This is a genomic window from Micromonospora sp. NBC_00821 (genome assembly GCF_036347035.1).
Taxonomy (GTDB): Bacteria; Actinomycetota; Actinomycetes; order Mycobacteriales; family Micromonosporaceae; genus Micromonospora; species Micromonospora hortensis.
Window position 1 is genome coordinate 607,871 of record NZ_CP108880.1, and the last position, 14,453, is coordinate 622,323.

General features: G+C 73.0%; 13 protein-coding genes. 6 read left to right on the plus strand and 7 right to left on the minus strand.

What is annotated here, in order from left to right; all coding sequences use genetic code 11:
• Positions 1-21: 21 nt before the first annotated feature.
• A complete protein-coding gene (locus OHB44_RS02890; RefSeq protein ID WP_330439549.1) occupies positions 22-2,148 on the minus strand; it encodes a PhoX family protein in 2,127 nt (708 codons plus the stop codon).
• 226 nt (positions 2,149-2,374) lie between these two features.
• Between OHB44_RS02890 and OHB44_RS02895 the strand changes: the two genes are divergently transcribed.
• Both OHB44_RS02895 and OHB44_RS02900 read left to right on the plus strand, forming a co-directional pair.
• Entirely contained in the window at positions 2,375-2,890 is a 516-nt protein-coding gene (locus tag OHB44_RS02895) for a sigma-70 family RNA polymerase sigma factor (RefSeq protein ID WP_051708644.1), read from the plus strand.
• Positions 2,887-3,603, plus strand: a complete 717-nt coding sequence (locus OHB44_RS02900) for an anti-sigma factor family protein (RefSeq protein ID WP_238684794.1) — start codon at positions 2,887-2,889, stop codon at positions 3,601-3,603. Before OHB44_RS02895 ends, OHB44_RS02900 begins: the two co-directional genes overlap by 4 nt.
• A 111-nt stretch (positions 3,604-3,714) precedes the next feature.
• Here OHB44_RS02900 and rarD read toward each other — a convergent pair whose 3' ends face one another.
• The 4 genes from rarD to eccE all read right to left on the minus strand — a co-directional run bounded on the left by rarD (position 3,715) and on the right by eccE (position 7,601).
• Positions 3,715-4,641 carry an EamA family transporter RarD gene (gene rarD, locus OHB44_RS02905; RefSeq protein WP_238684793.1) on the minus strand — a complete coding sequence of 309 codons (927 nt, stop codon included), beginning with the start codon at positions 4,639-4,641 and terminating at the stop codon, positions 3,715-3,717.
• Positions 4,638-5,135 carry a GNAT family N-acetyltransferase gene (locus OHB44_RS02910; protein ID WP_238684792.1) on the minus strand — a complete coding sequence of 166 codons (498 nt, stop codon included), beginning with the start codon at positions 5,133-5,135 and terminating at the stop codon, positions 4,638-4,640. Before OHB44_RS02910 ends, rarD begins: the two co-directional genes overlap by 4 nt.
• Before the next feature lie 127 nt (positions 5,136-5,262).
• Positions 5,263-5,649, minus strand: a complete 387-nt coding sequence (locus OHB44_RS02915; RefSeq protein WP_091395522.1) for a phage holin family protein — start codon at positions 5,647-5,649, stop codon at positions 5,263-5,265.
• A gap of 62 nt (positions 5,650-5,711) precedes the next feature.
• On the minus strand, positions 5,712-7,601 hold the full coding sequence (gene eccE, locus OHB44_RS02920; protein WP_442932683.1) for a type VII secretion protein EccE: 1,890 nt from the start codon (positions 7,599-7,601) through the stop codon (positions 5,712-5,714).
• 362 nt (positions 7,602-7,963) lie between these two features.
• Here eccE and OHB44_RS02925 point away from each other — a divergent pair, with 362 nt between their 5' ends.
• Both OHB44_RS02925 and OHB44_RS02930 read left to right on the plus strand, forming a co-directional pair.
• On the plus strand, positions 7,964-8,284 hold the full coding sequence (locus OHB44_RS02925; RefSeq protein WP_238684790.1) for a WXG100 family type VII secretion target: 321 nt from the start codon (positions 7,964-7,966) through the stop codon (positions 8,282-8,284).
• A 21-nt stretch (positions 8,285-8,305) separates the two neighbouring features.
• Positions 8,306-8,599, plus strand: a complete 294-nt coding sequence (locus OHB44_RS02930; protein WP_238684789.1) for a WXG100 family type VII secretion target — start codon at positions 8,306-8,308, stop codon at positions 8,597-8,599.
• A gap of 211 nt (positions 8,600-8,810) precedes the next feature.
• Here the strand turns inward: OHB44_RS02930 and mycP are convergent, their stop codons facing one another.
• Complete coding sequence (mycP, locus tag OHB44_RS02935) at positions 8,811-10,034, minus strand: type VII secretion-associated serine protease mycosin (protein ID WP_330441175.1); 1,224 nt, start codon at positions 10,032-10,034, stop codon at positions 8,811-8,813.
• A gap of 152 nt (positions 10,035-10,186) precedes the next feature.
• Here mycP and OHB44_RS02940 point away from each other — a divergent pair, with 152 nt between their 5' ends.
• Positions 10,187-12,985 (plus strand): SseB family protein, encoded by a 2,799-nt coding sequence (locus OHB44_RS02940; protein WP_330439551.1) that lies wholly within the window; start codon positions 10,187-10,189, stop codon positions 12,983-12,985.
• Positions 12,982-13,347 carry a hypothetical protein gene (locus OHB44_RS02945; RefSeq protein WP_266303938.1) on the plus strand — a complete coding sequence of 122 codons (366 nt, stop codon included), beginning with the start codon at positions 12,982-12,984 and terminating at the stop codon, positions 13,345-13,347. The genes OHB44_RS02940 and OHB44_RS02945 overlap by 4 nt, the downstream gene beginning before the upstream one ends.
• A gap of 4 nt (positions 13,348-13,351) precedes the next feature.
• Here OHB44_RS02945 and OHB44_RS02950 read toward each other — a convergent pair whose 3' ends face one another.
• Positions 13,352-14,284 carry an alpha/beta fold hydrolase gene (locus OHB44_RS02950; RefSeq protein ID WP_112638703.1) on the minus strand — a complete coding sequence of 311 codons (933 nt, stop codon included), beginning with the start codon at positions 14,282-14,284 and terminating at the stop codon, positions 13,352-13,354.
• Positions 14,285-14,453: the final 169 nt, after the last annotated feature.

Consider the following 14,453-nt stretch of genomic DNA (forward strand, 5'->3'; position numbering starts at 1 on the left):
CGATCAGCCCCGGGTGCGACGTCAGCTGCCCACCGGGCCGCCGTCGAGGCGCCAGGTGACCACCACGCCCGGCTTTGCGTAGTCACCGTCCGGCCAGTTCGAGGCCGGGTTCTCCACCGAGGCCCCGGTGATCTCGCCCGGGTGCTGTACGGCGACGAAGACCGAGCGGTTGTCGCCGGTGATGAACGGGCCGCAGGTCTCCGCGCCGAGCGGCACCGTCAGGAACTGCTTGAGGTGACCCCGCTCCGGACCCTCCACGGCGGTGGCGAACAGGCCGTCGTTGCTGCCCAGCGCGTTGCCGTCGGTGGAGATCCAGAGGTTGCCGGTGGCGTCGAAGGCGACGTTGTCCGGGCAGGAGATCGGGGAGACCTTGGTCTTGTCGTACCCGGCGAAGAAGGTCGACGGGTCGGTCGGGTCGCCGCAGACGATCGGCAGCGACCAGGCGAAGGTCTCCGAGGTGTTGTCGCTGCGGTCCTCGACCAGCTCCAGGATCTGCCCGTGCTTGTTGGCGGTGCGCGGGTTGGCCTCGTCCGCCTTCGGGTTGCTGCCGACGCCCCGGTTGGTGTTGTTCGTCAGCGCCACGTACACCTTGCCGGTGAGCAGGCTCGGCTCGACGTCCTCGGGTCGGTCCATCTTGGTCGCGCCGACCTTGTCGCCGGCGAGCCGGGTGAAGGTGAGCACGTCCGCGGCGGTCATCCCGTCGACGAACGAGCGGTTGCCGCTGACCAGCCTGATCCAGCGACCCCGACCGTTGAACGCGCCGTCGGTGGGGAGCTTGCCCGAGCCGTCGATCTCGGCGGCGCTGGTCTGGTCGAGCTTCGCCACGTACAGCGTGCCCGACTCCAGCAGGGTCAGGTTGTGCTTGCGGGCAGCCCAGGAGTTGCCCTTCATGAACTTCTTGTCCGAGACGAACTTGTAGAGGTAGTCGAACCGCTCGTCGTCGCCCATGTACGCGACCACGTGACCGTCCTTCGCCACGATCACGTTGGCGCCCTCGTGCTTGAACCGGCCCATCGCTGTGTGCTTGCGCGGGCGGCTCTCCGGGTCGAACGGGTCGATCTCGACGACCCAGCCGAACCGGTGTGCCTCGTTGGGGTGCTTCGCCAGGTCGAAGCGCTCGTCCGCGCGCTCCCACTTGCGGCTGCCGCTGGGGTAGCGGCTGGCGGTGCCGATGCCGTACCGGTCCAGCTTCGGCTTCAGCTCGGCCGGGACGGCGTCGGCGCCCACGAAGTACTGGTTGAAGTTCTCCTCGCCGGAGAGGACTGTGCCCCACGGGGTCACGCCACCGGCGCAGTTGTTCAGCGTGCCGACGACAGTGCGGCCCCTGGGGTCGGCGGCGGTCTTCAGCCAGGCCGAGCCGGCGGCCGGGCCGGTCAGGTCGAACTTGGTGCTCAGGGCGGTGACCCGCCGGTTGTACGGCCGGGGGCCCTTGCCGACCGGCTTCCACTGCCCGGTGCCCGCGACCCGCTCAAGCTCCACCACCGACATGCCGTGCGCGGCCATCGCGGTGCGCAACTGCTCCACGGAGAGCCCGTCCAGGCCGGGGAAGCCCGGGAACATCAGGTCCTCGTTCGTGTACTCGTGGTTGACCACGAGCAGCGCCCGCTTGCCCTGCTTGTCCAGCGGCAGCACGCCCACGAAGTCGTTGTTGTAACCGAACTGCCTGGACTGCGCGGCGGCGGTCTGGTGGTGCAGGTCGAACTCCGGCGCGCCCGGCAGCACCGGGTCACCCCACTTGATCACCACGGCGTGGTCGTAGCCGTTCGGCACGACAAGGGTGTCCAGCTTGTTCGGTGGGATCGGCTTGAAGGTCAGCGCGCCGCTGCCGACCCCGGTGCTGGGACGACCGAACCCGACGTTCTCCGGAACGTCCGGGGCGGTCGGGGCCGCCATGGCCGGGGCCGCCCCGGCGAGCGCGCCGGCTGCCGCGCCGCCGAAACCGAGCACCAACGCGCCGACAGCGCCGGCCCGGACCACGCCACGCCGCGACACCTCGGCGTTCACCACGTCACCGAAGTACGCGTTGTCGGAGGTGTTCGGGACCGGGTGGTCACACGCGTTTCCGCACCGGTACAGACAGGTCATGGCATCACGGGTGCCATGGCGGGTGCCGTTCAACAGGGGGAGCAGCCGGGGACGGTCGCTCATGGGGGAGGCCTCCAGAGAAGTCGGTGGCACGACAGGCGGCGTACCAGCCGGACGCTAGGAGGACGCGGTGAGCGCTCGTCAGCCGCGATGTGAACCAGGCATGAACACCTTCGTCGGCGGCGTCACCACGCCACCGGTCTGACCTCGGGCTGAACCGATCGGCGTGACAGCACGTATTCCCGAGCGAACGCACCGCCGGACGCGCGCCGGAAGCGAGGAGACCGCCATCAGCGACCACGACGCCCAACTGCTCCGCGCGCTGCACGACGAGCACGCGGAGGCGCTGTACGCCCATGCCCTGCGGCTGGTCAACGGGGACCGGCAGCGGGCCGAGGACCTCGTACAGGAGACGCTGCTGCGGGCCTGGCGACATCCGGAGTCTCTCGACCCGAGACGCGGATCGGTGCGGTCCTGGCTGTTCACCACCGCGCGCAACCTGGCCATCGACGCCTGGCGGCGCCGATCCACCCGGGTCGGCGAGGTGTTCACCGACGATCTGCCCGAACCGCCCGAGGTGATCGACGAGGCCGAACGGGCGGTGGAGGCGTGGACCGTCGCCGAGGCGCTGAACCGGCTCAGCCCGACCCACCGGGAAGTGCTTGTCGAGTGCTTCTACCAGGGGCGGTCGGTGGCCGAGGCGGCGTCCCGCCTGGGCGTACCGCCAGGGACCGTGAAATCCCGCACCCACTACGCGCTGCGGTCTCTACGGTTGGTCCTGGCCGAGATGGGGGTGACGGGATGACCCGGTGCGAGTTCGCGTATGACGACGGCGCGTACGTGCTGGGCGCCCTGGCCCCCGCCGAACGGGCGGCCTACGAGCGGCACCTCGGCGGGTGCGCCTCGTGTCGGGAGGCGGTCGCGGAGATCGCCGTTCTGCCCGGGTTGCTCGGACGCCTCGACCCGGCGGGGTTGGAGCAGATCCTGCCGCCGCCGGCCCCGCCCCGGGTACCCGCGCTGCTCGACGAGGCCCGCCAGCGCCGCCGTCGGGAACGCGCCGCGGACCGGCGACGATACGCACTGACCACACTGGCCGCCGCCGGGCTGGCGCTGCTGGTCGGTGTGGGCACCGCAGTGGCGCTGCCTCGAACGGTCGACCCATCCGGGCCGCCCGGCGCGCAGGGCAACCCGACCCCGCAGGTGTCGATGGTGGCCATGCGACCGGTGGCCGCCGCCGGGCCGGTGCACGCCGACCTCGGGCTCACCGGCACCAAGTGGGGCACCGAGGTGAGAATGCGTTGCGGGTACGACGCGCGGACGAGCTACGGCAAGGCGTACCCGTTCCGGCTGGTGGCGCGTGGTCCGAACGGCGCCACCGAGCAGATCGGCTCCTGGTTGGCGGCGCCCGGCGACGACCTCAGCTTCACCGGCGCGACGAGGTTCACCGACGCCGAGCTGGTCAGCGTGGAGCTGCAAAAAGCCGACGGCACGCCCCTCCTGACCTACGCCGTCCCCTAACCCACCCCGCCCCGCCCCGCCCAACCCCGGTCCTCCGCGATCTTGCACTTTCTGCTGTTCCATAAGGGGCAGATCAGGCATATCGACGACCGAAACTGCAAGATCGCGGGGTCAGGGGGTGGGGAGGGGGGTGGGGACGGGGGTCTGGTGGCGGGACTGGCGGGTGCGGCGGGAAGCTCGGACGGCGTCGGCGGTGAAGACGATCAGAGCCAGCCAGACCAGCGCGAAGCCGGCCAGGCGGGCCGGCGGCATCGGCTCGTGGAAGATCAGCACCCCGCAGCCGAGCTGGAGGATGGGCGCCAGATACTGGATCATGCCTAGGCTGCTCAGGGGCAGTCGGTTGGCAGCCCCGGCGAACAGCAACAGCGGGATCGCCGTGGCCGCGCCGGCCAGCACCAGCAGCGCTGTGTGCCCGGCCGAGACGTGCCCGAAGGTCAGGTCGGCCTTCGCGGTCAGCCAACCCAGGTAGCCCAACGCCGGCAACGCCAGCACCGCCGACTCGACGAAGAGCCCCTCCGCCGCCGGCAGCCCGAGCCGCTTCTTCACCAGGCCGTAGCCGGCGAAGCTGAACGCCAGGGTCAACGCCAGCCAGGGCAGCCGGCCGTAGTCCACTGTGAGCACCGCGACCGCCGACGCGCCGATCCCCAGCGCCACCCACTGCGCCGGGCGTAGCCGCTCCCGCAGCACAGTCACCCCGAGCAGCACCACTACCAGCGGGTTGATGAAGTAGCCGAGCGCCGTCTCCACCACCCGGTCGGAGTTGACCCCGTAGATGTAGGTGCCCCAGTTGACAGCGATCAGCGCGGCGGCGGCGACGATCCCCGCCATCGCCCAGGGGCGGCGCAGCAGCGCCCGCAGGAAGCCGACGTTGCGCAGCGCCGCCAGCAGCAGGGCCACGAAGAGCACCGACCAGACGATCCGGTGGGCCAGGATCTCCAGCGGGCCGGCGGGTCGCAGCAGCTTCAGGTAGAGCGGAAAGAAACCCCAGAGCAGGTACGCGCCGAGGCCGTAGAGATATCCCAGGCGGAGTGGCGTCACGCCTCCACCGTAAGGGGCGTAGTGCTGCTTTGTTCCTTTCCGGTGATCGGGGTCACCGGGGGTCGCCGGTCCAGCTGCATCCAGCGTTGCGGCGCGTCCAGCGGGGTGAAGCCCACCCCCGCGTACACCTGGTGGGCGTCGTTGGTGCAGAGCAGGATCCGGCGTACGCCCAGCTCGTCCAGGTGGTCGCGGACCGCGCCGGCCAGCCACCCGCCCAGCCCGCGACCTCGGGCGGCCCGGTCGACGTACACGTCGCAGAGCCAGGCGAAGGTGGCGCCGTCAGTGACGACCCGGGCCACAGCGACCTGCCGGCCGTCCTCCGGCCGGTAGATGCCGAACGGCAGCGAGCCGGCGAACGACCGCTCCGTGGTCTCCCGGTCCCGTCCGAGCGCCCAGTACGCGTCGGTGGACAACCAGTGGTGCACCAGGTCCAGGTCGATCCGCGCCGGATCGGTGCTGAGCAGGTGGCCGTCGGGAGAGGTCAGCGAGAACATGCTGCGACGCTAACCGCCGAGGTGGGCGGTCCGGCCGCCACATTCCCGAACTCTGGTCATCGGCCCGCCGGGGCCCGACCGAGGTCGGAGCCCCGGACGGACCGGGTCGGTGCTGGTTGGTCGGCGATCAGTCGCGGTCGAGGACGGCGCCGAGGATCCAGGTCACGATGCTCACGAAGAGGGCGCCGAGCACTGCCGCCGGCCAGAAACCGTCCACCGAGAACGGCAGCCCGGCCTGGTCGGCGATCCAGCTGGTGAGCAGGAAGAGCAGCCCGTTCACCACCAGGGCGATGAGACCCAGGGTCAGCAGGTAGAAGCCACAACCGACGGTCTTGATGATCGGCTGGAGAACCGCGTTGACCACGCCGAAGATCACCGCCACCAGGAGCAGCGTGGTCACCGTCTCGGTGGCCGAGTTCGAATCCAGGGAGATGCCCGGGATGAGGAGCGTGGCCAGCCAGAAAGCCAGAGCTGTGCTGGCCAGCCGGATCAGCAGACCTTTCAGAAAACCCATGGCGGGGATCGTGCCACGGACACCGCACCGACGTAACCCGCCAGCTGGCCGTCCCGGTGGAATCAGCCCCGCGTCGGCGGGCCGATCAGTTGCGCCTCGATCGGAGTGGGGGAGAGTAGTGCCCAGCGCAGCGCCCGACGGTTGACCACGGCCACCATGTCCTCCCGGATCCGGGTCAGCCACTCGGCCGAGCCGCCCAGCCCCAGCGCCGCTCCGGCCAGGGTGGCCTCGGCGGAGGTCAGTGGCTGGAGCAACGCCAGGTCGGCGCGGCTCAACGCGTCCACATCGGCCGGGGTCAGCTCGTCGCGTACCACAAGGGTGGCCCGCCACGGCGGGCCCGGCGCTGCCTCTCCCGCCACCGGCCCGGCGTCGACGATGAGCAGCAACGGACGCAGCGCGGTGCCCACCCCGTCGGCGACCGCCCGACCGGGAGGGAGCAACGGGATCGTGCCGCCCGGCGCGCCAACCCCTCGGATGAACGGCTCCCAGGCGCGTGGCCGGGCGGTCTGCACCACCACCAGGGCGCCGAGGGCCAGGGCGCGCAGGGCCACCAGCTGGGCTGCCCGCACCCCGCCGACCAGCAGCACGCGGGTGCTCTCCGGCCGGAACAGTCGCACGGTGACGGCTCGGCCGTGTCGATTGGTGCCGACCATCATTCCCGCGTCGCCCAGGGACAGCTCCCAGGCGTCCACAGCCGGGCCGGGTCGCGCTCCGGGCGCCGGTGAGCGGGGCTGCGCCCCGGGTGCCGACAGCGCCAACGGCAGCGTGGCGGCCAGCCCGCTCAGGTGGGCGCCGTCGAGTCGGCGTAGCTTTCCGCCCAGGTCGGTCACCAGGCGGGTCAGCGCCTCGGTGGCCGCCACCAACTCAGCCGCCGTCCCGGCGGCCAGGCGTACGGTCAGCTCGGTCGGCACTCCGCTGGCCGTCGGCGGACCCGACGACGCCGACATCGTCGGCGACGGGCCTGAGCAGATCGACACCGTCGTGGCCGTCGCCGGCAGCGCGAGCAGGCGGGGCACCAACCGCCGGGTAGCCGCAGCGCCCGCATCGGGCCAGTGGAGCAGTCGGAAGGTGGCCTGGACGAGAGTGCCGGACCGGATCGCCGGCCAGGACTCCCGAACCGGTTCGCCATCGTGGTGGGCCAGCTCGCCCAGGACGCGCAGTACCGCCGGCACCCCGAGCGGCCGCGCGGCCAACGGCCCGAGCCGGCGGACGATCCGGCGAACCGTGCCGGCGAGTACCCGCCGCAGGTCCTCCTCGGACCAACCGTTCACCCGCAGCACCCGGACCGCCACCACCGCACGCTCGCGCCCGGCGAGCCGCCCGTCGGTGAGCTGCCGGTACGACGTGCCGACAGTGCCACCCGCGCTCGGCACCGGCGCCGGCGCACCGGCGAGCAGCAGTTGGATCAGCAGCGGGGGCTGGTCCGGCCCGGTCGCCGGGAGCAACGCGGCCGGGGCGGGGATCGCCTGGGACACGTCGCCCAGCAGGTCGCCGGGGTCGCCGAGCTCCAGGAGCGCGACCATGCCGGTGGTGTCCTCCAGGACGGCCGCCGGCCCGCCGGTCAACTCGGTCGAGCGGACCACTGTGCCCGGGGCGACCAGGTCGAGCAGTTCGGCCGCGTCGGCTGGCCCGGCCAACACCCGTCGACGGGTGAGGTGCCCGATGGCGGTGCCCAGCCACTCGAACAGCCACTGCCCTCGCACCGGTACCCAGGCGCCGGCCACCAGCAGCACGGCCACCAGGACGGCCGCCGCGACGACCGGCGCGGGTCGGCCGAGGGTGACGAGCACGAGCGCCGCCGCGACCTGTGCGGCGACCAGTTGGCCGGCTCGCGCTCCGGCAGCCGCACGACGGCCGAGTGCGACCCAGTGGGCCACCGGCGACCGGCGACCGGGGGTGCGCTGATCGACCGACAGCGGGCCGCTGTCGGTGGATCGGCCCGGCCCGCCCATCAGTGGGGAGGCACCTGCCTCGGATCCGGTCGGGGTCGGCGGGTGCGGCCCTCCGGTGGTGATCGCCGGCACCGTGCCTCCTCGACCAGTGGGGACCGGGTCGGGCGGCCGGCCGCCCTCCGGCGGCCCGTCACGCGCCGCGACGTGGCTGCGGCACATCGTAAGCGACCGATGGCCGCCTCGGTTGTCCACAGGGGAAGCCGGCGGGGTAGCAGAACTGCTACGAGGTCGCTACCGTCAGCCACGAAGTCCTTCGCTGACCCGTGTCTCAGTGCTCGACGACCGGGCCAAGCGACGACGCGTCGCCACGGGGTGGGCGCGTCGACGGCCAGGTGCGATCCGAGAGACGAGGTGACGTCCGGATGTCCCAAACCAAGGCAGAAGCAGCGGTGATGCAGCAGACTGCCGCGAAGTTCGAGCAGGTGGACCAGTCGTTGCAATCCATGCTGACCGGCCTGCTGGCCGAGCTGGAGGTGTTGCAGCAGGCGTGGCGTGGCGCTGGTGGCCGGTCGTTCGAGCAGGTCAAGCAGCAGTGGTCACAGGACCAGACGGCGCTGCACCGCGCGCTGCGCGAGACCGCCGGTGCGATCCGCACCGCCGGTCGGCAATACCACGCGTCCGACGACGAGGTGGCCAGCCGGGTGGCCGGCACCAACCGCGGCGGCATCCAACTGCCGCTCTGATCCCGCTGGGGAGGGAATCCAATGGACAATGGTGTGCTGGTCGTCAACTTCGCCGCGCTGCAGCAGGCCGGCGCTGACATTCAGAAGGCGTTGAACACCCTCGACGCGCAACTCGGCCAACTCGAACGCGACGCCGCCCCGCTGGTGGCGAGCTGGACGGGCGACGCGCGGCAGGCCTACGAGCAGCGGCAGGCGCGGTGGCGTTCGGCCTCGCAGGACCTGCAGGGGATGCTGCGTGACATCAGGTTGGCGGTGAACGACTCCGCCACTGACTACCTGGACACCGAAAAGAAGAACACCGGGCTGTTCCAGTGAGCGATGTGGGTCGGGAGCGCTGACCGTGTCCGGGTCGGCGCCCCGCCCGCCGCCGGTCGGTGGTCAGGGCCGCGCACCGACGGGCTCAGGCCGCGCACCGACGGGCTCAGGCCGCGCGCGGGCGGGCTCAGGCCGCGCGCGGGCGGGCTCAGGTCGCGCGCCGACGGGCTCAGGTCGCGCGCCGGCGGGCTCAGGTCGTGTGCGGGCGGGCTCAGGCCGGGTCGGCCGGGCGCCAGCGTCGACGGGCGCCCCGAGGCACCACCAGGGCGAGCAGCGCCACTGTGACCGCCGTGATGCCGGCCACCGCGCCGACCAGCAGGGCTCGGTCCCGCGCGGCGGCCCGGCGGGCCTGGTGGGCGAGCTGCGCCGGGTCGGCCCGGTCGTCGGCGAGGGCGGCGACCGGCCGCGCGCCGGCCGCACGGCCGCCGCTGGTCTCGGTGACCGCCCGGTAGGGGTTCAACACGCCGGCGCCGTACCCGCCGCCCCGGCCCGAGCCCGGAGCTGGATCGGCGGTAGCGATGATCCGCTCCGCCACCTGGGCTGCGGTCAGCTCCGGCCGGTACTGCCGCAGCAACGCGGCGGTGGCGGCCACGAAGGGCGCCGCGTAACTGGTGCCCTCGACCCGATGGTGGCCGGCGCCGGGTGCGGCGGTCAGCACCTCGCTGCCCGGGGCCACGAGGTCGACGTACGGGCCGGTCTGCGAGAACGCCGCCCGCGCGCCGTCCGCCCCGATCGCGCCCACACCGAGCACCCCGTCGTAGCCGGCGGGGAAGGGTCGGGGGTCCCCGCTGTCGTGCAGATTGCCGGCGGCGGCCACCAGCACCACGTCCCGGTCGACCGCGTACCGCACGGCCGAACGGACCTCCGGGTCGTCCGCGTACAGGACCACGGACAGGTTCACCACGTCGGCGTCATGGTCGACGGCCCACCGGATGGCCCGGGCGAACTCGTCGGCGCTGACCGTACGCCCCGACTCCCGCCCCTGCACCACCTGCTGCTCACTCACCCGCACCGGCAGGATTCGGGCACCCGGCGCCAGACCGCGGAAGGCGACGTCGGAGCGGGGCGCCGCGGCGATGATGCTTGCCACACCGGTGCCGTGCCCGGCGCAGTCCCGACCGCCGTCCCCGCCGGGGTCGAGCAGGTCCGTGCCGGCCAGCACCCGCCCAACCAGCTGCGGGTGCACGCGGTCAACCCCGGAGTCGACAACCGCGACGGTCACCCCGGCGCCGGTGGCCAGCAACGCGAGCCGCGCCGGGTCGTACCGTTGCTGTGGCCAGGGCCTGGCCGCGACCGGCCGGACGGGGGCGAGTGGTGTCGCGCAGGCCGGTGCCGCCCGAAGCCCGGCGGTGGCGGCGACTGTCGGAAGGGCCGGTACGGTCAACAGGCTGGCGGCCAGACCTGCGAGGACCGGGCGCGTTATCGATCCGGACATCGACACCCTCCGTATCGTATCGGCTCCGGAACGGGATGTTATCGCCTCCTCCTGGCCCTGGCAGGCCGCCGCCGGCCAGCCATTGTGATCTTGGTACCACCTTGTAGGTTGTACGCGATACCTGTGGCCTGTTCTCGGAAGGGGAGGTGGCCGTGACCGCATGGGAGCCGGCCACGGAGGCCGAGGTGGCGATGCGCGACGCGCTGCGCGCCAACGACCAGGAGCTGTACTTCAGGGTCCTGTCCCGCACCGATGTGCTGCTGCCGGTCTCCGCGCCGACGCAGCCCGGCCAGCCACCCGCCGGATGGGGCACCTGGACCACCGGCGGCCGGACCCACGTCCTGGCCTTCACCTCCGCCGCCGCCCTGCGCGCCTGCCTCGGCGATCACGCCGGCAGCAACCGACGCATCCCCTTCGCGGACCTCGCGGCCAGTTGGCCCAACCACGAGTGGTGGCTCGCCGTCAATCCGGGTCTGCCGGTCGAGGGTTACCTGCCGGCCTGGTTCGTGTCGCAGCTGTCCCGAGGTGACGTGCGACTGCCCGGCCGCGCCATGGGTGCCCGCGCCCGTCTGGAACGGGCCGAGACGTTGGCCCGCACCCGGCCCGGCATGCCAGCTCGGGACTCCGCGCCAGCCGCCGGATCGCGCCCGGCGACGGGGGCGGCCTCGTCCGGCCCCGATGGTGCTCCGCTCACACCCCACAGGCCCAGCCGGAGCGGTGCCCCCCGAGTGGGTGCCCCGCCGGCACCGGGCCCGGCGCCCCGGCCGCCCGTTCCCGCTGAGCCACCGCGCCGGTCCGGCGACGAGGGCCTGCCCGCCGCCGGTCAGCGGCACCCCACCGAGCCGCCCCGGCCCACACCGGGCGCCGAAGCCCTGCCCCGCACCGGCCGGCAGTCCCGTTTCACCCCGTTGGCGACCGCCGGCCCCACCACCGACCAGGCCGGGCCCGGCGCTGGTTGGCCGGCAGCGACCCGGCCGGGCGACGTCGACGGCCCCCCTCCGGCCAACGGCAACGCCGGCCCCCAGGCCGCGCCTCGGCGCTCCTTCTTCGACCCCAGCCCGACCCGCGACCCGGCCGCGAGTGGGGGACGCCCCGGTGACCGGGCGGCCCCGCCGACTCGGTTCGGGCGAGGCAGCCAGCCCTTTCCTCGCCGCCGTCCGGCCGACGCGCCGGCCGACGAGCCCGCGACGCGAGCCTTTCCGATGGTGGCGGACCCGGCAGCCACCCAGCCGATACGACGGCCAGGAGGTGGCCTCGGCGCGTCCCGCGGGATGGACGCGCAGCCATCCGGCGAGGAGATCACCCAGCCGCTGCCGCCGCGCCGGCACAACCCACTGGCTGAGGAGCCCACCCGCGCGTTCCGGGTGACCGGTGAGCCACCCCTGATCGGTGCGCCTGGGCGGCCATCGGCGGAGGAGACGCAGGCGATTCCTCAGGACCGGCCGGGCCGGTTCGAGCCGACGGAGGATCTGCCGGTGTCAGTCGCGGAACCGGTCTCCGGGCCGCCCGCGCCGCGCCGCGGCTTCACGCCCATCGTCATCGAGGGCACGATCATCGAGTCCCGCGACCTCGCCGACCCGGTCGAGAGCAGCGCGCCGGTCGACGCGCCCCGGCGGCCCAGCCCCGCCGAGGCCGCCCCGCCGCCGTTCGGCTCGACGTCCTCCGACCCGGGCCTGTTCGGCCCGTCGTCCTTCGGTTCCAGCCCGTCCGGGCCCCCGTCGTTCAGCCCCGCTCAGCCGGCCCCGAGCCCATCCGCCCCGCACCCCGTGGTTCCGACAGAGGTCGGCGCAGCCGGCGGTGGCCTGGGCGACCCGCGGATCGACGACCGCGTCGACGCCCCGCTCCAGGACGACAGCGCCGACAGTGCTGTCTCGTCGGTGGGCCCGGCCGGTACGGACCAGGCCGACGGCGAGGGCAGCGGCGCGAGCGTGAGCCCGAGCGACGTTCCGCGCTCGCCGGCCGACGAGCCGGCGCCGGTCGAGTTCGAGCCCGCCAACACGGTCGAGGAGGACCTGCTCAGCGCCGCAGGCTCGGGCAGCACCGACACGTTCCTGTCCACCCTCCTGCTGGCCCGGGTGCTACTGCCGGCGGCACCGGAATCGGTGCGGGGAAGCCGCCCCGGGGATCCCGGCTTCGTCTGGCGTACCGGACAGCTCGACGGCGAGACGTACGTGGTGGTCTACACGTCGTCGGAGCGCCTCGCCGACCATGTCGAGGGGGACGTCGACACGGTCCGGGTGAAGTTCGCCCAGCTGATCCGGCGCTGGCCCGACGAGGACTGGTCGTTCGCCGTCAACCCGGGCACGCCGGTGGGTGCCAAGTTGCCCGGCGAGCAGATCGTCGCGTTGGCCAACTGGGCCGCCGAGGTCGGGCTCGGGGACGACCTGGAAGTGGACCAGGTGGAAGCGCCGGCCGTGGCCGAACCCGCCGCCCGTCCCCGGTACGCCCCAGCGGCGGTCGACCCGACCCGGCCGACGGTCATGCAGAAGGCGATCGCCCCCAGCCAGCTCGCGTACTACCTGGATCGTGGGTACGACAGGGTGTCCGGGTTCGTGCACCGGGCCGGTGAGCTGTCCCACCTGACCACACCGGCTCAGCTGCACGAGGCGCTGGGCCTCAGCTACCCCGGCTCGCCGTTCGCCCCGGACGCCGAGGAGATCTACGTGCTGCGCTGGCCGGCGCACCGGCCGAGTCTCTACCGCATCCCGTACGGCGGTCAGAACGAGCCGGCGATGCGGGCCATGGAGGGCTGGGTCATCGAACGTCCGCCGTTCCGGGGCAACGGCTTCGCCCCGGGTGAGAGCAGCGACGTGGTGGCGGAGTTCAAGGTGGACAGCGCACGGCTGCCGCACGGCGCCCAGCTCTGGCGCATCGGCGCGGACGGCAGCGAGCGGGTGGTCGCGGAGCTGGACACCGACTCGGTCACCTGGCGACGGGTCGGGGAGGCGTGATGCGCGACGGTTACGTGGCTCGTTGGCAGGGCCGGGAATACCAGGCCAGCCCGGACGGCGACGACATCCGCCTCTACCAGCCCGAGCCGGGCGAGGGCTTCGAGGAGGTCCGCGCGGGCCGCTACGTCCGCGTGCTGCCGGCGAGCGAGATCGAGGATCTGGCGTACGTGCGGACCACCTGCACCTGGCAGGGGCAGCCGTTCATCGTGCTCGGCAAGCACGACGCCTGGTTGCGGGTGGAATACACCGGTGGTCGCTGGCCGGTGGCCGAGGCGATGCGACTGGAGGTCTTCGACTTCGGCGTCTACCAGGGTTGGGCGCCGGCCGCCGAGGTCACCGACCTGCGGGAGCAGCGGGTCTGACCGGTCAGGTCTTCGCCCACCGCAGGATCTCGCCGAGCACCAGCTCCGGTGCCTCCAGGTGCGGGAAGTGCCCCACCCCGTCGAGCAGCCGCCACTCGTACGGGGCGACGACGTACCGGCCGGAACCCAGCGCGGTGCGCGGCAGGGAGGCGGTGTCCAGGGCACCGTGCAGTTGCAGGGTCGGGGTGGACAGTGGCTTCTGCATCAGGCGGACGAACCGGTAGCCGTGCAGTCGCAGCAGCGAACGGAACGCCCAGCGGTAACCCTCCAGCGCGCAGAACGCGGCCTGCGGGATGCACATCGCCTCCCGGCACCGCTCGGCGTACGCCTCGAAGTCCGGCCCGGCCACCCACTGTGGGCCGCCCCAGCGGCGCATGATCTCGCCGACTGCCGCAGCGCCGTCGCGGGTCAGGACGTGCTCGTAGCGGGGTAGCTGGAACTTCAACGCCGGTGTGGAGGCGGTGAACTGCCCGCGTGGGTCGGCGAAGATGGCGGCGCGCAGTCGCAGTGGGTGCGGCGCCCCCAGCACCACGAGCCGGCGGACCAGGGACGGGTGGAACGACGCCACCGTCCAGGCCACCATGCCGCCGAGGCCGCTGCCGACGATCGTCGCGGATCGTTCACCGAGCGCGCGGATCAGCCCGGCGATGTCGGCGGCGAGGGTGTAGCCGTCGTACCCCCGGGGTGGTTTGTCGCTGGCCCCGTAGCCGCGTAGGTCGACGGCGACCGCCCGGAAGCCGGCGTCGGCGATCGCCGGCAACATCTGGTGCCAGGCCCACCAGTGCTCCGGGAAGCCGTGCAGGAAGAGCACCATCGGCCCGGTGCCGCCCTCGACCACGTGGAACCGGCTGCCGTTGGCGCCGACGAAACGGTGCGTCCACGGCCCCTCGGTGAGGACACAGGACTCGTCGACGGCCCCGCCGCGCTGGTCGGTCATGGCAGACAGCCTAGGACCCGGTTGCCGCGGACGACCCTGGTGGTCGCGTTGAACAGGGGAAAGCCCCGGGTAGTCCCGGAGCGGGACCGGGGTCCGGCGGGCGGAACCAGCGGCACAAGGGCCGGACAAAGGGCGACGCCCCGGGCAGATGACCTGCCCGGGGCGTCGC